The organism is Brucella pseudogrignonensis (assembly GCF_032190615.1).
GTDB classification, from domain to species: Bacteria; Pseudomonadota; Alphaproteobacteria; order Rhizobiales; family Rhizobiaceae; genus Brucella; species Brucella pseudogrignonensis_B.
The window spans coordinates 778742-797380 of sequence record NZ_JAVLAT010000002.1; the positions used below are offsets into that span (position 1 = coordinate 778742).

Genomic DNA, 18639 nt, shown 5'->3' on the forward strand with positions numbered 1-18639 from the left:
AGGTCGGCATGTTGGATGAAGACAATGTGGGAAGGCCGATGCCGTATCTTCAAATAATGAAAACATCTGAGGGATTTAATAAATCTATCCCGCTGGGTCTGCGTCGCCTGACTTGGGTTCATTGACAGGCTTGGCTAGTGTTTTGATGTCGTCTTTACCATGAGAGAATAGCGCAAGCGTTATCAATGCGAATACCATAATGATGATTGCTACGTCGAAGGCGTTAAGTGCGCAGGCTATTCCGATTGCACCTGTAGCCCAAAGGCTCGCAGCTGTAGCCGTTCCTTTAACAGACGAACTCAGGCGAAGAATAGCACCACCACCAATAAAGCCCATGCCGGTGATGACGCCTTCGATAATACGGGCTAACGCTTCGGGGTTATCTGCGGTCAATCCTTCTGTCGCCTTAACGAAGCCGCAGCTAGCAACGGCAACCAGCGGGAAAGTTCTCAGTCCTGCACTACGTTCTTCGATCTCACGGTGCCACCCGATAGGCAGAGCTAATATATAAGCTGCTGCCAAGGTAATAATGTGCGGCCAAACATTGAAATTGTCAGCACTTAAAGCTTGATGAAGGGCTGATTGAAACTGCTCCATTGTACCGCTCCCATTATTGATGCAGCGATAACGTAGTCAGTTTATTTCAGTTCCTAACAGAACGGCCTATGCGATGTCGTTCGAGGAGGCGGCTTGTAAGGCGCCCGCTGCCAAATCCGCTGCATAGCAGATGAGCAAGAATACGAGCGGTTCTCGGGACGCGTCTTATTTGTCATTAATGCGGAAGTATCGCATTAATTTGGGTAATCATATCATTTAGCTGGATGCGTAATTCAGCATCTTCTTCTTCTCGTTCATGGTCAGATTGTCCGGAACGCGCATGGAGTTTAGCCTTGATTTCTTCGATCTTGGCTTTGATGTGTTCAATTTCATCTTTGATGATATGCGACATTGTGTTTGCCTAAATTAGAGTGGAGATGATTAGATGTTATTAGCTCTGCGACGTTTTTTTGTTTATTATTTATTAATTATAATAAAACGCTACTCTGTTAAAAGTCCCTATTGAGTTAGGTGTGTCTTATTTACTACAGACTTTTGAACAGGATGCCTTATTTTAATTTCTAGAGTTTTTTAAAGGGCTTGGAGAGATTTAGATGAAAATCAAAGCGATCTTGTTTGCTTCGGCAGCTATTTTTGCAGGCATCTCGGCAGCAAACGCAGCTGACGCCATTGTTTATGAAGAGCCAGCTCCAGTAGTTGCTGCGCCATCGTTCACATGGAACGGTGCATATCTTGGTGGCCAGATTGGCTACGGCTGGGGCAAGTCAACGTTTAGCGATGCCGATGGAGAAGGCGGTCGCCTCAAGCCAGATGGCTTCCTCGGTGGTCTATATGCAGGTTACAACTTTGACCTCGGCAACAGCGTTGTACTTGGTATTGACGGTGACGTAACCTACAATAACCTCAAGAAGCGTTTCTCAGAAACAGATATTGACGGTGATTTCGCTAGCTTAGAAAGCAAATTGCGTTGGTCGGGTGCTGTACGTGCACGTGCAGGTTACGCAGTTGACCGCTTCCTGCCTTACATCGCTGGTGGTGTAGCTTTCGGTCAGGTCAAGAACTCTGCAACCTCAATCGTTGACGGCTTTGAAGACAATTTCTCTTCCAGCAAGACCCACACCGGCTGGACAGCAGGTGCTGGTGTTGATTACGCTGCAACCGACAACGTAATCCTTCGTCTCGAATATCGTTATACCGATTACGGTCACAAGAACTTTGACGTTGACGGTGTAGACACCCGCAACAAGTTTAAGACCAATGAAGTCCGTCTCGGCGTGGCATACAAATTCTAATAACTGTTGACCTCCAGTTTAACTAAACCGCTCGGAGAAATCTGGGCGGTTTTTATTTGTAGGTTAGAGCCGAAGCATAACGGGTGGGCGAAAAGAATGAAAATTCTCGTGCAAATTACACCCCTTTTATGGGCCAATACGGTGCGCCACACATATAAAATTAAAAGCGCTTGAAACATACCCTTGGCGTTATATCTACACTGCTAGAAGCAAATGAGGTGGTGAGATGAAGTTGAAACATTGGGGTGTTATAACTGCATTGGCTGGTCTTGCGATCTTGACCGCTTGCAAAACCACACGGCACGATTTGGCTTTGGCTCCAGTTCAAAATTTTGATTCAGATCGATATTTAGGGAAATGGTATGAACTCGGTCGTATTGAAAACCGCTTTGAAAAAGGAATGAACCAAACCACGGCCCAATACTCGCTAAACGAGGACGGTTCGATAAAAGTCGTTAATGCTGGTTACGATCCGGCAAAAGGCAAATTCAGAAGCTCCACCGGCAAGGCAAAGTTTGCTGAGGCATCAAACGTTGGTGCGTTGAAAGTTTCCTTCTTTGGCCCGTTTTACGGCGCTTATAATATCGTGGCTCTTGACCGTAATTATCAATGGTCGATTGTTGCGGGGGATAATCCTAAGAAATATTTTTGGGTACTGTCTCGTCAGCCAAAGTTGACGAGCGCACTAAAATCTGAGGCTTCGAAAGTTGCTAAGGCACTTGGTGTTGATCCATCGACCATTATTTGGGTGGAGCAGTGATCTTCGATTTCACTAGTTAGCATCCAAATGTCCACCTGATTGCCGGGAGGTGCAAATCCTCCCAAAGTTTTTGATCTAAGGAAGCATCCTTTTCAAGATATTATCCTTTTTGTAAAACTGATGCCAAAGTGCGGCAAGAGAATGTATTGCCACAACGATAAGAATGAGATTTGCGAGGAAACCGTGAATTTCTTTCACTGTTCCTGACAAATCTCTGTTTGGAGTTATGAATTGAGGAATGGAGAATATTCCAAAGAAAGAAAGCTCGTTACCTCTGAGCGGGGCAAGCCAAATGCCGAGTACAGGGATCAAGACCAGAAGAGTATAAAGCAAGTGATGTGCAAATTTTGCTGCCTTCTTTTCAAGTGGTGACATCGTATCGGGCATTACTGGCGTGCTAGAGAAAACTCTAACAATTATTCGCCAGATTACGAACGCCAACAACAGTAGCCCGATTGAAATATGCAGCCACCACACATTGCTGCGCTCAGTAGACCCCCGAGGAAAAAAGTCTTCCCCGAACGTTACGAGATAGGCAAAAATTACTAGTAAGAAAACTGACCAGTGAAGAAACTTTTGGATAGGTGTGTAAGAGGAGCGGGCCATTAGACTTCTCCGGTTTAGAACAGTTTTAGTTTTTTCCTAAATTACGGCAATCTTTTGTCTTCTTTTTCTTGAAGGTGTATTGGTTCGGAAGACTTAGTAAAAGTCTCTTCAAAAATACCAGCAGCATTCGCCCTTAGCCTAACGTTAGGGCAACGCACTTTGAATGCGTGTGTCTTGGTTCGATCCCAAGAGGGCGACGCAGTTTATCCGTATAGTGGTAGGCCGCTGTGTATGCAGATGGTGCTTAAAACGTGCTAGAAACGTGCTAAAAACGGCTAAAGCACCGTTATTTTAATGGCTTGAGGTGGTGTCGCGGGTCCACTGGACGAAAATGGCATCAAATCGGGTATCAAGTTATTGTTTTGGGTGTCTTTTTCAGTGCGAGTCCATCTTAATTTCGGTTATTAAATCGTACCATCCAGCCCCGCTTAGTGGGGGTTTTCTGTTTGGGGAGAATAATGGCAACTTGTGACCTGAGAATCTCCCTGAATGGAGATAGCCTGTCTGTAATGCTATCGCCGCTTACCGAGGCCGCGAATAAATTTCGTGAATTTGGTGACCGCCTTCTTAACTTCCTTAATTCCAGCGAAAAGCTGTTCACTGTCGATGACGACATCAGACCCGCATCCGGCGCAGCTGAGCTTGTCGTGAGTTTTAAGCCAAGCGATGGTCTTCTCGGCCTTGTGTCCGCATTTAGGGCAAGCAACCCCAATTTTCTGATCTTCGAACATGATGAGCCTCTCCTTGGCAATTCAGCAATGCGCCATCTTCGTACGCACTCCTGTTTCGTTAATGAAAACCGGCCTTTCAGGATCAAGCTCAAGCTGACTTTCAAACCACTCCTCACGCCTGCTCATTAGGTCTGGCTGCTTCTGCTCCAGTGCATGTGCGGTCTTTATGGAATGGCCCGCCCCTTTCCCCAGCGTCTGTTAGGATGCTGTCGTGTGTGAAGAAGGAAGAAACGAGCCCATGACTGTTGTGATCCTTGGAGTTGATCTGGGCAAGACATCTTGTAGCGTCGTGGGTGTTGATGCCACTGGCGCGGTAGTTGCGTGCAGGACGATGCGTCGTCAGACCCTAATTGATTACGTAATGAAACTTCCGACTTGCATTGTAGCGATGGAAGCGTGCTGTGGAGCTCTTCATCTTGGTCGGCTGTTTGCGGCACAAGGCCACGAGGTCCGTCTGATGTCGCCGGAATATACGTTATGTCCGTTGCTTACACCTGATTGGGTCTGGTGAGCGCTAGAGCGTTTCCAGGTTTCATTGAATCATTAAAAATGCTCAATCTCTTTGTTTGTTTTACGCGCATCTTGTTCCGAAAACCGTTTTACACTTTTCGGGATGAGCTCTAGCTTACGCAGGAGATAGGGATGGATTTTATGCCCTGGTGCTGGCTTCGAAGTGTTGGGTCGACGGTAAATCGTCTCGATGCTCATCTTCTTTATTAGAGTAGCGACATGGAGTGCCCAAACTCAAGCCCTTCTCCTTTCAAAATCCCTGCAACATCCGACTTCCCGCGAATGGATATTCCGGATGCAATTCATCAATCCGGCGCCTTAATGCCAGATCGCCATCCGATGCAGCGTGCGGTGAATAGTAGACACGGCTACGGCTGCCCCCCGGAGCTTTGCCTGTCGTGCGACCGAAAGCTTGTGAGTACGCGCGATCATTTCCTTGCACCCAGCAATTCCGCCTTGGTCTCGTCGCTGAAAACACTGATCGCTCCCTCAAGAAGCTGATCTTTCTATTGCATTATTTGGTTCGCGTGCACGTCAAACTGCAGGGATAATTCCACTGGCGTATACTCGCTTCGGATTGCAGCAAGCGCAACTTTACCTTGAAAGCTGGGCTATTGTTTCGGCGTAGACGTCTTGTCATGGTATCTCCCGTTTCCAGCATCTAAGCCGAAGTCAGGCAGAATTTCCACTGAGCCTAGCTATGCAGATTTTCCGAGCCAATGCTAAGGATTATTGGATCATTTTAAGAAACAAAAATGATGTCAAATACGAAGATTGCAGTAAAAGTTATATTTGTTCAATTTGATTTATTATATTAAAATTTGTTCTTCTTATAAAGTATCCTTAATAGATACAGGCCTCCCAATAGGCCTGTGGTTAGTCCAATCGGCATTTTGATGTTTAATGGAAAATGCTGCGCAAATAAATCCGCTCCAACAAGCAACACTGCTCCCATCAGCGCACTCGCAATCAACGGGACGCCCGGAGCGTGTGTCAGCCGACGCACAAGCTGCGGGGCCGCCAGCGCAATAAAAGCGATCGGCCCTGTGGCGGCAGTGGCAACTGAAGTGAGCGCCACTGCAACAAGCACCATCGCAAGACGTGTTGTCTCAACAGAGATACCCAATTGACGTGCCGCATCATCGCCCATTTCAAGCAAGCTGATGCGTGGAGCAAAATAGATGACAATTGGAACAACAAGGAAAAAGCCAATTACTGCCGGGATCGCATGGGACCATGTTCTGGTATTCAGCGATCCGGCGAGCCAGAGCTGAGCGGAGGCGGCCTGATCAAGATCTCCGGCGACAAGCAATATAGTATTGATACCTGAGAGAACCGCGCCAACACCAAGCCCGATCAGAATGAGCCTGTAACCGCCAGTCGTCCTGCCTTTCAAAGCCAGCAGGAACACAATCATGGCCGTTCCCAAACCCGAAAGCACCGCCGCAAGCGCTGTTTCAAAGGGGCCAGCGTTAAAAAGAATGATCTGAACGATGGCTCCGGTCGCAGCACCCGTCGTAAAGCCGATAATGTCGGGCGAGCCGAGCGCATTGCGCGAGATCGACTGAAAAATCGATCCAGCCATGCCAAGCGATGCCCCCACGAAAATCGCTGTTACAAGGCGGGGCAAGCGAACACGCATAATAATGCGCTCTGCGGTCGGGTTCGTTGCATCTCCAAACAGACTTTTTATGATTTCGCCGGGCGAAAACGACATCGTGCCGGTGCCAATGTGCAAGATGCCAAGCAAAATCAAAACACATATCAGACTAAAGCAAACGACCAGCGTGCGTGATCTCCATTGGATAGAGATATTTCCAAGTCTGAAAACGGATTTGTGGCGATTGCTCATAGTTTTGACAATCGAAGCTGGCGCACGATGATGATGAAGAATGGCCCGCCAATCAGCATCGCTATGATCCCTGCTGCGACTTCTGCGGGCGCGGCGACGACGCGCCCTACAATGTCCGCGCCGAGCAACAAAATTGCTGCAAACAATGCCGAATAAGGCAATATCCAGCGGTAATTTGGCCCGACAATGGTTCTTGCAAGATGGGGTGCAACCAGACCGACAAAACCAATCGGTCCGGCACCCGCCGTTGCTGATCCTGCAAGAAGCATGACTGAAAGGCACGACAGGAACCATGTGGCATAGACATTGACGCCAAGTGCAGCACCCAGTTCTTTGCCAAGCGCAATGGCATTCAATTTGCCCGCAAGCGAGAAAGCAATCAGCAAGCCAATTGCGACGGAGACAGCCAATACCCGAATGACATCATAGTTTCGGCCTTCAACCGACCCGGCCGACCAGTTTCGGAATTGGTCCAGCACGTCCGTTGGCGCATTGATGATGACAATGCCGGTAATCGAGGCCAGCACAACGGAAAGCCCCGCACCAGCCAACACCAGACGCACTGGATTGGTGCCCGTGCCATTGGCTTGTCCCAGAATGAACACGGCCACGCCTGCAAGACCCGCACCAGCAAAAGCGAACCAGACATATTGCACCATGCTTGTCAGATTGAATGCCACGATCCCTAGGATCACAGCCACTGCTGCACCCGAATTGATGCCGAGTAGCCCGGGCTCTGCGAGTGGATTGCGCGTCACCGCCTGCATGATTGCGCCTGCGACGCCCAGTGCAAGACCTGCAAAAATGGCAACCATCGTGCGCGGAATACGCAATTCGCGAACGATCAGATGCTGATCATTATGCAGATCGGGCTTCCACAAAGCCTGCAAACTATCGCCAAGTGGGATCGTGCGGGAGCCGAGCGTAAAGCTCAAAATGATAGCGATAAACAACACCAGCAACCCAACACCCAATCCCCACATCCGACGCTTACGCAGATATGTTGCTGTTACTCTAAAGGCGTTGGCGGAAGTGGTGTTTACGGCGGTCATTGACGGAAATTGGCAGCCACAATATCGATCAGCTGAATACCAGAATAGTAGTCGATCCGGAACGAGGTTGCGCCAAGCGGATAGACTTGCTTGCTTTTCACAGGATCAAGATTGGCTAGCACCGGATCTTTCAAAAATGCGTTCACATCGGCATGAAGACCACGTAGCAGGAATACACTTTTGCCGGTAATGGCGGCTGAAAGATTCTCATGCGAGATAAAATCAAAATCCGAACTGCGTGTCACCTGTCCGGCGAGTGATGCGGGAAGCCCTTCGACCTTAAAGCCAAGAGCCTGAAGAAGCTGCCCCTGAGCACTATCAGTTTTGCCAATCGAATAGCTGTTGCCGATGTTATACCCCACGATCGTAATTGGCTCGCTGGGAGCAACCATTTCTGCGGCCACTTTGGCGGCATAATCGTCAAAACGGGCTGACGCTGCCACGGCCTCCTGTTCAAGACCTGTCGCTCTGCCGATTTCGGCTGCAATGTCCTGCCAGCTCTGGTTGGAATAATTGACAACCATCGTTGGAATGCCCTGCGCTTTCAGCTCAGGATAATGCTGCAACACGCTGTCGGCGCCGGTTGCCGATGCAATCACGAGATCAGGTTCAAAGGCAATAATCGCTTCAATATCGAAATCGAGATTGGAGTAGAGAACCTCAACGCCCCGCTCGTCAGCAACTTTAGCCCATTGCGAGAAAAAGCCCTTATCATCACTAAGAATGCTCGGTGTGGTCGCAGTAGTTGCAATCAACGGTGCATTGATCGCCAGCAGAATGCCTGTCAGGCTCGGCGCGGTCGAGACAATACGCAATGGCTTTGACTTTAATGTCAGTTCGCCCGAATAGTGCTTTATCGTCCGGGGCCAACTGTCATTTTGGGCGAGGGCAACTTTAAACGGCAGCATGAGTATTGCAAGCATAACGAGAACTGAGGCGATGATTTTTAAGGGTTTCACGACCGATCCTTATCTGAGATCGTTATTCTGCGGTTCTGGCTAGTGAGGACACTTTGCTAAAATATGAATGTTGCGCTCCATATTGCAGAACGCATTCTACAATGCAATACGGAGCATTCATGACGCGCCGCCGATTTTCTACTTACAGCCGTTAGGACTCCAGACATGAATCATCGCCTTCGCGCCGATACTGTTACGCTGAAATATGATGAACGCACTGTCGCGCGGGACCTTTCTGTGGCTATTCCGGATGCATCTTTTACGGTGATTGTTGGCCCGAATGCTTGCGGAAAATCAACGCTGTTGCGGGCGCTGTCGCGTCTGCTGAAACCTTCAACGGGCAAGATTGTGCTGGATGGCGGTGACATTGCAAGCTTGCCAGCAAAAGAAACGGCGCGTCGTCTTGGTCTATTGCCACAAAGCTCGATTGCGCCGGAAGGGATCACGGTTGCTGATCTGGTTGCACGCGGACGTTATCCGCATCAGTCATTTTTGCGGCAATGGTCGGAAGCCGACGAGGCCGCCGTTGCTCAAGCCATGGCATCGACCAAGATAACCGAGCTCGCCAATCGTTTGGTCGACGAGTTGTCGGGTGGGCAAAGGCAGCGTGTCTGGATCGCCCTGGTGCTGGCGCAAGACACGCCAATCCTGTTGCTTGATGAGCCAACGACCTATCTCGACATTGCACATCAGATTGAGTTGCTGGATCTCCTGGCCCAGCTGAACAAGCAGGGACGCACTGTTGTTGCGGTTCTACATGAACTCAATCATGCATGTCGTTATGCATCGCATCTGATCGCCTTGCGCGATGGTGCATTGATTGCGCAGGGGAAGCCCGCCGATATTGTGACAGAACAACTGGTCGAAGAGGTCTTCGGGCTGGCATCGGTTATCATCGCCGACCCTGTTTCCGGCACACCACTGATTGTGCCGAAAAGCAGTGCCTCCATTGACGAAGTAGCCTAAGCTTCAGGCATCTCCAGCTTTGTATCGACGAGCAATCCGCCAGTTGATTCATTGACCATACAGGCCTCATGAAAAAGCGCCCGGCGTTCTTCGTCGGTGCGCAATTGCCCAAGATCAGCAACCGTTGTCATCACACACACGATTTCGCCCTGTGCATCGAGCACGGGGGACGCCTGACCCGTGACGTTTGATAGGAGGTGACTGGTCATCTCATACCATCGATCTGCACGCACCTTTTCCAAAATGGCTTTCGACGGCGGCGTTCCGCGAAAATTCGCGGGCTGCACCTTGCGCACCGCATCAATGCTGCTCTTTGGCAGATAGGACTGGAAAACTAATCCGCAAGCCGTGTTGTCCACCGGCAGCGTATCACCGAGCGCCAGAGGATTGACCGAGAAATAAGCGCTGCGATACCAGCGCACCAAAGTCGGGCCGCGATCTGTCCAGATCGCAACCCCACCACTCATGGCGTGGCGCTGCGACAGAGCCTTCATATGCTGCGCTGCGATTTCGACAGCATCGACCCGCTTCAATGCACCAATGCCGATGCTCAGAGCAGTTGGCCCAAGATCGTAAAAGCCACTGACCGGATCTTGCTTTGCAAGCCCTTCCTTGACGAGGCTCTGCATATAACGATGCGCGGTTGATCCGCCGGTGCCTGCACGCTTGGCCACTTCGCCAAGCGGAAGCTCATTTTCAGCATTGGCCAGAATCTTCAGAAATTTCGCAGCAATGGATACAGACTGAATTGTACCCGACCGTTTATCGCTCACGCTTTCCGCTTCATTGATCGAAACGCCATCTTGCTCTTTCAAATGCTTAGCCTCCCGCCAGACAGGCGTATGCCCATCCGTCATCCTCTATTCCGCTGGCGCCATGTGTAGCGCGAACTGCGTTGAAAATCATACGCGACACAATGCGCATGCGATCACGACATGCAAACCCCTGTGCCTATTGGCAGTGAAAATTCGAAATGTTGCCGAAGAGCAACAGCCCCAAATCAGCTTGCATTCATACTGTATTGCGGTACGCATTCCTTATTGCGGAATTGAAATAACGCAGATAACAGAACATGAACTGTATACTCATGTTTTGGGGCGACCTATGAATATTCATTGTACCCGCGGCTTTCTCTATGGTGTCAGTGCACTGACACTGGTCGCAATGTCTGCAACGACCGCTTTCGCACAGGATCGCCAGAAGACGACGGAATCCAAAGGATTGGTTCTCGATACTCTGGTCATCACTGGCGAAAAGGTCGCCCGCGACATCAAAAATACGGCTTCTTCAGTAACGGTCATCACCGGCGAAGAAATTAGTCGCCAAAAAACAGGCGACAATTCGGTTTCCGAAGTTGTGCGCGGTACGCCGAATGTCGTTTACACGGATACGGTCAGCGCCCCTGTTATTCGTGGACAAGACACGCAGGGGCCGCACAATGGTCAGAATGTATTCTGGGGTGGCACTGTTCCGCGTGCAACTATCAATATGGACGGCCATTATCTGAATTATAACGAGTTTTATTACGGCGGTACGTCTGTTTGGGATATAAACAATATTGAAGTGTTCCGTGGTCCTCAGACCACCTCCCAAGGTGCAAATGCCATTGCCGGAACGATTATAGTGAATACCAATGATCCTACCTTTGAACGTGAAGGCGCTTATCAGGTCGAAATTGGAAATTATAATTCCAAGCGCACGTCGATCATGCTCAATAGCCCCATTTACAAGGAGGAGCTGGCAGCACGTTTGGCATTAGACTATTCGGGGCGCGATACATTTATCGATTATATCAGTCCCGCCTTCCAAACTGAAGGCACTGATCAAGCTTTCAAAGCGTTCACTGGTCGCCTGAAGCTCCTTTGGGAGCCAGCAGAAATTCCCGGATTGGTAGCGAAACTCACTTACTCACATGCGCGAAGCAATCGCCCTAGTCAGGAAGCCTCTTCAGGTAATTTTGAAGATCTTGAGCATTCGACAACCTCAATGCCAAGCTGGAAACAGGACACCAATACTGGCATTCTCGACATCAGTTATGATCTGGAAAATGGTTTCAAGCTGTATAATCAGACGCAATTCTCGGCTTCCGGTGTACATCGCCATACAGGCACTCCGACCTATGGGAAAGCCGATATTAATCAGAAGAATATTTCGAATGAGGCGCGTGTAACATACGGCGATCAGGAAGACACGATGAGCGGTGTTGCGGGCATTTTCTATGCTCATACAAAATCGGATGAATTGCTCCTGCTTCAGGGAACCACGACATTTGATGACACGAAGACAAATCTCGGTCTCTTTGCTGAAACAAGCTACCGCATCACAGAGCAGTGGACTTTAACCGGCGGTTTGCGGTTCCAGCAGGATAGCATTGAACGCGTTGGCATTTCAGCGCTGACAACAAAACCGCTGAACTATGACGAAACGTTCTCGGCAGTTTTGCCCAAGATCTCTCTGGCATACGCGGTTACGCCTGAATTAACCGTCGGCGCCATGGTGAGCAAAGGTTATAATCCAGGGGGCGTTTCTCTTAATCTTTCTTCGCGTAACTGGCATTATTTTGAAGAAGAGAAGCTCTGGAACTATGAGCTTTTCACGCGCGCCAATTTGCTTGATGACAAGCTAACGCTTACGAGCAACGTCTTCTATATGGATTTCAAGAATGCGCAGTACAATATTCCTGTTGTCCTGCCTGATAATCTTGTTCAATCCTATACAATCAATGCTGAAAAAGCGCACGCTTACGGACTTGAGCTCGGTCTCGATTATCAGATAATGGATAATCTTGCTTTGAAAACCAGTGCAGGTATTCTCAGGACGAAAATCGACGAGATCACGAGCAACAATTCCTACAAGGACAACGAGTTTGCAAAATCTCCGGGATATATGTTCAGCGTCGGCGCGAGCTGGGATGCGACAGAGAAGTTGAACGTGTCGGGGCAAGTTCGTCATACCGATGGGTATTATTCAGATATCGCAAACACCTCTACCTATATTGTTGATGCGTACACGATTGCGGATGCTCGTGTGAGTTACGACTTCCATGAATCAGTTCAACTCTATGGTTTTGTGAAGAATATTTTTGATGAGCGCACACCAACTTATTTACAGCAAAACCGCGGCATCGGCGGATTAGAGGCAAGCATGACAATGCCACGTACTTTTGGCATCGGCCTTAAAGGCAGCTTTTAAAGTGGTAGTGTAATGCTTGATCAACTGCGGGCTTCACGGCCCGCGGTTTTTGTCTTGAAAAGAAATCGGAGTTAAACATGACTGCGCGCAAAAAGCTCCATATTGGTATGTCTCTCGCCCCAACCTGGCTGAGCAATGATGGCTGGCGGCATGACAACAGTGACATTGAAGGCGTGTTTGGTTCTGATTTTTATGTCGATATTGCGCAGCGCGCTGAAGCAGCCAAACTCGATTTCGTATTTCGGCCTGACAATCTGTTTCTCAACAGTCAGATCATGGAAACGACACCGGGTTTCGCAAGTCTTGACGCCACTGTGCTGATGGCAGCACTTGCGCGCGAGACCTCAAAAATTGGACTTCTGACCACTGTTTCAACCACCTTTATGACACCCTATGTGGTTGCGCGGCAGGTTCTGTCGCTGCATCATCTGAGCAAAGGCCGGGCGGGTTGGAATATCGTTACCGCGCTCGACGGCAATGTAAATTTCGGTCTTGATGAAATGCCAACCTCAGACGAGCGCTATGCGCGCGCCGCAGAGTTCACGCAAATCGTGAAAGAGTTGTGGCGGAGTTTTCCGGGCTCCGCTTTGAAGCGCGACCGTGTCACTGGGCATTACGCCGACCCATCGCAAATCAAGCCGATAGATCACGAAGGCGATTTCTTTAAAGTCAAAGGCCCACTCAATATTCCTTCGCTTGGAGAGGTTCCAATTCCACTGTTTCAGGCTGGAGCGTCAACAGCGGGACGCCATTTTGCAGCTTCGGTCGCAAATGGCATATTCTCTGCAACGCCTAATATTGATGCGGCAACCAGCTTACGCAATGATTTGCGTTCGCTGGCTGAAGCGCAAGGTCGTAAAGCTGACGATGTTCGCCTGCTTCCCGGTTTGAGCCTATATCTTGCCGCTTCACGCGCAGAGGCTTGGGAGCTGTTTCACGATACGCATAAGCGCGGCGACCGCACGCGCAAGATTACCTATATCCGGGACATGACAGGGCTCGACCTGACTGATTGGCCTGAAGATCGGCCTATCAGCCCATCGGATTTACCGCCGCCGCCGGAAAAAACGCGCAGCAAAACTCACGCTGGATTGTTGCAGCGGCTTCTTTTGAAAGAAACGCTCTATATCAACGACCTTTTGCGCCGCCCGGAAGTTATCAGCGCGGCACATTGGCAGGTGATTGGGACGGTCGATGATGCGGTAGAAGAAATCGAGAAGTGGTCAGATGCGGGAGCGATCGATGGATTTATCACCGCGCCCGGCGGTTCTACATCGTCAATGCATCTTGCGCTTGATGAGTTGATGCCGCGTTTGTCTGAAGTGGGCCTGCTGCGTTCTGACTATGCTGGCGATACATTTGCGCAGCATTTGGGTCTGGCATATTGATAAATTTTATGCGGGCAGCTTCACAAAAGGTGCTGCCCGCATGTAGAAGTTTAGATACCGGAAATTGAAGGCAAAGGCCCATCAACACTCATGGCATGGTCCAGCACACGTTGCAGATTAGCCGCGTGACGGAAGTCGGGCTGCAATGCAATGCCATTGGCAACAGCTTTGGCAAAGCGCTGATAGTTCGTTTCGACTTGTCCTGCATCGATATCACGCCATGTCGCTGTTTCAATATCATCACCAATCGAGCCGCGCAGGCTTGAGCCTGTTGGTGTGTGAAGAACTTCAAGCGCACCTTTGTCGCCGTGGATACGCAGGCGCAGCTCGTTGAGATGGCCGGTTGCCCAGCGGCTTGCATGGATGACGCCCAATGCTCCATTGGCATATTCGGCACTCATGACGAAGCTGTCATTCGCATCCATTTGATATTCGCCGATTTGGTTGTTCTCGGCTTTCTCAAATGTCTTTAGATGTGCAGAAGCACGCTCGACATCACTGCCGATGGCATAAGATGCGAAGTCGAGAATATGAATGCCGACATCGCCCAGAACACCATTGGAGCCATGTTTTGTGGAAAGCCGCCAAAGCCATTTGCTTTCGGTTTTCCAGTTGCCCCATGCTTTTGATACCAGCCAGCTTTGTAGATAAGATGCTTCAAAATGGCGTATCTGGCCGATCTCTCCAGCGAGCACCATCTCCCGGGCTTTTTGGAGAGGAGCGACGTTGCGATAGGTGAGATTGACCATATTGATGATGCCAGCCTGTTCGGCTGCATCCGCCATTTCTGCTGCCAGCGCATAGTTTTCGGCCAATGGCTTTTCGCAGAAAACATGCTTCCCCGCGCCGATGAGCGCCAAGGTTGTTGGGTGGTGGATTGCATCGGGCGTGACATTTGCCGCTGCATCAAACTCGCCCCATTCAATCGCATCTTCAAGCCGGGTGAAGCGGTTCTGGATATCGTGATTTTCAGAAAACGCATCAACGCGTTCTGCCGATACATCGCAAGCGGCAACGAGTTCGACGCCTTCAATCGCTTTGAAGGCTTCGGCATGGCTTTTTGCCATGCCGCCTGTTCCAAGAATAAGAAGCCTCATCATCCACCTCAGCGATAACCGGCTTCGCCAGCTTTGTGCAGTTTCGGGCCACGTTCTTCGATGGGTTCTGGTGCTTTGTCGACGGGCACGTTTGGTGCCGTATGAATGCCTGTCCAGGCAGGTTGTGGATTGTAAGCCCATTTAACCGAGTTGCGCAGAACAGTCTGCACATTGGCGTCATGATAGGTTGGATAGGTTTCGTGGCCGGGGCGGAAATAGAAAATGTTGCCAGCGCCACGACGCCAGGTCATGCCGGAGCGAAACACTTCGCCACCTGCAAACCATGAAATGAACACCGTTTCGAGTGGTTCTGGCACCGAGAACTGCTCGCCATACATTTCCTCGTTTTCAAGGACGAAGTTTTCTTCCAAACCTTGTGCAATCGGATGGCCGCGATTGACGACCCACACACGCTCACGCTCGCCAGCCTCACGCCATTTCAAAGCGCATGGAGTCCCCATGAGACGCTTGAATATTTTTGAAAAATGGCCGGAGTGCAAAACGATAAGGCCCATGCCTTCAAACACACGCTTCGCAACACGCTCAACGATCTCGTCATTAACGCCGCCGTGGTCCTTATGGCCCCACCAGACAAGCACATCGGTTTGCGCAAGTCGTTCCTCGCTCAGGCCGTGCTCCGGCTCCTGCAAGGTTGCGGTTGTCGCTTCAATATCTGCATCGCCATTGAGGCTTGCAGCAATTGTGTTGTGCATACCATCCGGATAAATCGAGCGGACGGTTTCGTTGATCTTTTCGTGAACATTTTCACCCCAGACGATAGTGCGAATAGGCACGATTATTCTCCTTGTTTTGGCGTTGCCGCATTGGTCATTGAACTTGGGAGGTCTGCGTCAAATGCGCGGCCTTTTTCATCGAAGCGATGAATATTTTCTCCAGAGGGGGAGATGGAAAGTGTCTCGCCAGACTTGCGCGTTACCACGCCGTTTTCACGAACCACAAGCGGCTCCTCAAGGCCGAGATCGATATAGACATAGGTGTCTGAACCCAGAACTTCTGTATGAATTACGCGCCCGGTCCAGCGTCCATCCTTTGGCACAATTTTAAGGTGTTCAGGGCGCAGTCCGATAGTGTGTGCATTGAAACCTCCCGCATGGTCGCCAGTCAGGAAGTTCATTTTGGGTGATCCGATAAACCCGGCAACGAACAGCGAATTCGGCTTTTCATAAAGCTCGAGCGGCGTTCCGATCTGCTCTACACGACCATCACGCAAAACACAGATGCGATCAGCCAGTGTCATAGCCTCCACCTGGTCGTGGGTCACATAGATCATGGTGGTGTTTTCCATGCTCTGATGGAGCTTTGCGATTTCAAGCCGCGTTGCTACGCGCAAAGCTGCATCGAGATTGGATAAAGGCTCATCAAACAGGAAGACTTTGGGATCTCGCACGATGGCGCGACCGATGGCAACACGCTGACGCTGGCCACCCGAAAGCTGGCGGGGGAGACGCTCCAGATAGGGGGTGAGTTGGAGCATCTCAGCAGCACTTTGAATGCGGTCTTTGCATTCCTGCTTGGTTTTTCCGGCAAGTTGCATACCAAAGGCCATGTTTTGATACACCGTCATATGCGGATAAAGCGCATAGGATTGAAACACCATCGCAATGCCACGCTTGGATGGGCTGAGGCTGTTAACCACCGTTCCGTCTATGGACAATTCGCCGTCGGTAATTTCCTCGAGACCCGCGATCAGGCGCAGCAGTGTAGACTTTCCGCAGCCAGACGGTCCGACAAAGACCATAAATTCGCCCGGGCGGATGTCGAGATCGACGCCCTTGATGACGTCAAAATTGCCAAAAGATTTGCGCACATTGCGCAGTTGAAGTTCGGCCATTGGTTAAACTCCTAGCCTTTGACACCGCCAGCCGTGAGACCGGAAACGATCCGCCGCTGGAAGATGAGAACGAGGACAACAAGAGGAACGGTGACAATGACCGATGCGGCCATGATGTTGCCCCATGGAATTTCAAACTGGCTGCTGCCAGATAGAAGTGCGATGGCGACCGGAACCGTGCGCTGCCCTGCTGAAGAGGTGAAGGTCAGCGCGAAAAGGAATTCGTTCCATGCAGAAATGAACGCGAGCAACCCGGTTGTGACGAGAGCGGGCCACATCAGCGGCATGAAAACGCGCGTAATAATCACCCATGATGAGGCACCATCGACAATTGCGGCTTCTTCGATTTCGACAGGTAGATCACGCATGAAAGTGGTAAGCACCCAGACGGTGAATGGCAGCGTGAAGATCATGTAAGAGAAAATGAGCGCCAGCGGCGTGTTGAAGATGCCGAGAAAGCGTATCAGTTCAAACAGGCCGGCCAGCACCGCAATTTGCGGGAACATCGAGACCGACAAGATGGTCAGCAGCAACAACCCGCGGCCACGGAAATTAACGCGCGCCAGCGCATAGGCGGCAGTCACGGCAAGCAGCAGCGAGATTGCGACCACAACCGTTGCAACAAGAAGCGAGTTTCCGAGACTTTGAACGAAGCTTCCATGGGTCAGCACGCCCGTATAATTGGCGACCGAGAAGCTTTCTGGCCAGAAATCGACCTGAAACAGCGCCGTTCCTGATTTGAAGCTCGTGATGATCGCATAGTAAAACGGAAACACCGCAATCAGGATGATGAACGCAACCAGCAGATAAAAGCTAAGGCTTTTCACATAATGCATGATGCTACTCTCCCTTGCCGCTGAGGTTTACACGTCCAAAAAACATGTAGAGGACTGTGATCGCTGCGATAATGAGAAAAAGCATCGTAGACGCTGTCGCCCCATAAGCGAACTTATCGAAGTCGAAGAGATTTTCACGGGCAAACACCGACATTGTTTTTGTCTGAGCGTTGTTGGGCGTCAGTACGTAAATCAGGTCGAAGATGCGCAATGCATCCAGCATACGGAAAATCACGGCTACCATCAGTGCAGGGCGGATAAGTGGCAGTGTAACGCGCCAGAAGACCTTGATTGGATGGACATCATCTATTTTTGCGGCTTCATAAATGTCTGATGGGACCATTTGCAAACCCGCAAGGATAAGCAGCGCCATGAAGGGCGTTGTTTTCCAGACATCCACAATCAGAACCGCAATCATCGCCGTATCAGGATTTGCCGTCCAAGCGATTTTCTGGCTGATGATGCCAAGATTAAGCAGAATGTGATTGAGAATGCCGAACTGGTCGTTGAGCATCCAGCCCCACATTTTGGCCGAAACAATAGTCGGTATCGCCCATGGGATGAGAATGGCTGCGCGGACGAGCCCACGGCCACGAAACTGCGCGTTTAGCACCAATGCCACGATGAGGCCGAATAGAGTCTCAAGACTGACGGAGAAAATGGTGAAACGGATGGTATTCCAGACTGCCCCCCACCATGCCGGATCAACGAGAAGCCCGCGATAGACGGTTTTGCCACTCTTGAGTGTGATCCATGTCAGGTAATTCTTGAAGCCGACAAATTCAGCTGTCGCTAAGCTCGTCAACGACGCATTGGTGAAGCTGAAATAGATAGTGCGGAGCAGCGGCCATCCGGCAACGAGCGCCAAGACAAGCAGTGTCGGTGCAAGAAACAACCAGGCCGAGCGAATTCGCTGCTTGTGGAGGTCCGAGTGGCGTCGGTTCCCCGATGCCACCCTTGAACCATCAAGAGAGGTCTCCGTCATGAT

The 18639-nt window shown here is 50.4% G+C and carries 17 protein-coding genes, 1 tRNA gene and 3 pseudogenes; 7 read left to right on the forward strand and 14 right to left on the reverse strand.

Annotation, left to right across the window (positions count from 1 at the left end; genetic code table 11):
- Positions 1 to 84: 84 nt before the first annotated feature.
- Together RI570_RS14980 and RI570_RS14985 are read right to left on the reverse strand one after the other, a co-directional pair.
- A complete protein-coding gene (locus tag RI570_RS14980) occupies positions 85 to 597 on the reverse strand; it encodes an MgtC/SapB family protein (RefSeq protein WP_313829358.1) in 513 nt (170 codons plus the stop codon).
- A 175-nt stretch (positions 598 to 772) separates the two neighbouring features.
- A complete protein-coding gene (locus tag RI570_RS14985) occupies positions 773 to 949 on the reverse strand; it encodes a hypothetical protein (protein WP_313829359.1) in 177 nt (58 codons plus the stop codon).
- 202 nt (positions 950 to 1151) lie between these two features.
- Here RI570_RS14985 and RI570_RS14990 point away from each other — a divergent pair, with 202 nt between their 5' ends.
- Together RI570_RS14990 and RI570_RS14995 are read left to right on the forward strand one after the other, a co-directional pair.
- On the forward strand, positions 1152 to 1850 hold the full coding sequence (locus RI570_RS14990; protein ID WP_313829360.1) for a porin family protein: 699 nt from the start codon (positions 1152 to 1154) through the stop codon (positions 1848 to 1850).
- Between the two features lie 226 nt (positions 1851 to 2076).
- Complete coding sequence (locus RI570_RS14995) at positions 2077 to 2610, forward strand: lipocalin family protein (protein WP_313829361.1); 534 nt, start codon at positions 2077 to 2079, stop codon at positions 2608 to 2610.
- Positions 2611 to 2685: 75 nt separating this feature from the next.
- On the opposite strand, the gene RI570_RS15000 is transcribed toward RI570_RS14995, so the two are convergent.
- Entirely contained in the window at positions 2686 to 3216 is a 531-nt protein-coding gene (locus tag RI570_RS15000) for a cytochrome b (protein ID WP_313829362.1), read from the reverse strand.
- Positions 3217 to 3343: 127 nt separating this feature from the next.
- On the opposite strand from RI570_RS15000, the gene RI570_RS15005 reads away from it, so the two are divergent.
- Positions 3344 to 3414: transfer RNA gene (locus RI570_RS15005), tRNA-Gln, on the forward strand.
- A gap of 563 nt (positions 3415 to 3977) precedes the next feature.
- Here RI570_RS15005 and RI570_RS15010 read toward each other — a convergent pair.
- Positions 3978 to 4109 (reverse strand): annotated as a pseudogene (locus RI570_RS15010) (IS630 family transposase); the annotation flags it as partial.
- A 76-nt stretch (positions 4110 to 4185) separates the two neighbouring features.
- On the opposite strand from RI570_RS15010, the pseudogene RI570_RS15015 reads away from it, so the two are divergent.
- Positions 4186 to 4419: pseudogene (locus RI570_RS15015) on the forward strand (IS110 family transposase); the annotation flags it as partial.
- 149 nt (positions 4420 to 4568) lie between these two features.
- Here RI570_RS15015 and RI570_RS15020 read toward each other — a convergent pair.
- The 4 genes and pseudogenes from RI570_RS15020 to fepB form a co-directional block, all read right to left on the reverse strand.
- Positions 4569 to 5118: pseudogene (locus tag RI570_RS15020) on the reverse strand (transposase); the annotation flags it as partial.
- Positions 5119 to 5271: 153 nt separating this feature from the next.
- Entirely contained in the window at positions 5272 to 6309 is a 1038-nt protein-coding gene (locus tag RI570_RS15025; RefSeq protein ID WP_313829363.1) for an iron chelate uptake ABC transporter family permease subunit, read from the reverse strand.
- Positions 6306 to 7361 (reverse strand): iron ABC transporter permease, encoded by a 1056-nt coding sequence (locus RI570_RS15030; protein WP_313829365.1) that lies wholly within the window; start codon positions 7359 to 7361, stop codon positions 6306 to 6308. The genes RI570_RS15025 and RI570_RS15030 overlap by 4 nt, the downstream gene beginning before the upstream one ends.
- On the reverse strand, positions 7358 to 8320 hold the full coding sequence (fepB, locus tag RI570_RS15035; protein ID WP_313829366.1) for a Fe2+-enterobactin ABC transporter substrate-binding protein: 963 nt from the start codon (positions 8318 to 8320) through the stop codon (positions 7358 to 7360). The genes RI570_RS15030 and fepB overlap by 4 nt, the downstream gene beginning before the upstream one ends.
- A gap of 165 nt (positions 8321 to 8485) precedes the next feature.
- On the opposite strand from fepB, the gene RI570_RS15040 reads away from it, so the two are divergent.
- Positions 8486 to 9286, forward strand: coding sequence for an ABC transporter ATP-binding protein (locus RI570_RS15040; protein WP_313829368.1), 801 nt, complete (start codon positions 8486 to 8488; stop codon positions 9284 to 9286).
- On the opposite strand, the gene RI570_RS15045 is transcribed toward RI570_RS15040, so the two are convergent.
- Positions 9283 to 10143 (reverse strand): IclR family transcriptional regulator, encoded by an 861-nt coding sequence (locus RI570_RS15045; protein WP_313829370.1) that lies wholly within the window; start codon positions 10141 to 10143, stop codon positions 9283 to 9285. The genes RI570_RS15040 and RI570_RS15045 overlap by 4 nt on opposite strands.
- Before the next feature lie 247 nt (positions 10144 to 10390).
- Here RI570_RS15045 and RI570_RS15050 point away from each other — a divergent pair, with 247 nt between their 5' ends.
- Positions 10391 to 12478 (forward strand): TonB-dependent receptor, encoded by a 2088-nt coding sequence (locus RI570_RS15050; protein ID WP_313829371.1) that lies wholly within the window; start codon positions 10391 to 10393, stop codon positions 12476 to 12478.
- A gap of 77 nt (positions 12479 to 12555) precedes the next feature.
- On the forward strand, positions 12556 to 13866 hold the full coding sequence (locus RI570_RS15055) for an NtaA/DmoA family FMN-dependent monooxygenase (protein ID WP_313829372.1): 1311 nt from the start codon (positions 12556 to 12558) through the stop codon (positions 13864 to 13866).
- A 50-nt stretch (positions 13867 to 13916) separates the two neighbouring features.
- Here RI570_RS15055 and RI570_RS15060 read toward each other — a convergent pair whose 3' ends face one another.
- From RI570_RS15060 to RI570_RS15080, 5 genes are read right to left on the reverse strand one after another with little or no spacing between them, the layout of a single operon-like run.
- Positions 13917 to 14963 (reverse strand): Gfo/Idh/MocA family oxidoreductase, encoded by a 1047-nt coding sequence (locus tag RI570_RS15060; RefSeq protein ID WP_313830062.1) that lies wholly within the window; start codon positions 14961 to 14963, stop codon positions 13917 to 13919.
- An 8-nt stretch (positions 14964 to 14971) separates the two neighbouring features.
- A complete protein-coding gene (locus tag RI570_RS15065) occupies positions 14972 to 15757 on the reverse strand; it encodes a ThuA domain-containing protein (RefSeq protein ID WP_313829373.1) in 786 nt (261 codons plus the stop codon).
- A gap of 2 nt (positions 15758 to 15759) precedes the next feature.
- Entirely contained in the window at positions 15760 to 16815 is a 1056-nt protein-coding gene (locus RI570_RS15070) for an ABC transporter ATP-binding protein (protein ID WP_313829374.1), read from the reverse strand.
- Between the two features lie 11 nt (positions 16816 to 16826).
- Positions 16827 to 17651 carry a carbohydrate ABC transporter permease gene (locus tag RI570_RS15075; RefSeq protein ID WP_409558679.1) on the reverse strand — a complete coding sequence of 275 codons (825 nt, stop codon included), beginning with the start codon at positions 17649 to 17651 and terminating at the stop codon, positions 16827 to 16829.
- Between the two features lie 4 nt (positions 17652 to 17655).
- Positions 17656 to 18636: a sugar ABC transporter permease gene (locus tag RI570_RS15080; RefSeq protein ID WP_313829376.1), complete on the reverse strand. Its 981-nt coding sequence runs from the start codon at positions 18634 to 18636 to the stop codon at positions 17656 to 17658.
- Positions 18637 to 18639: the final 3 nt, after the last annotated feature.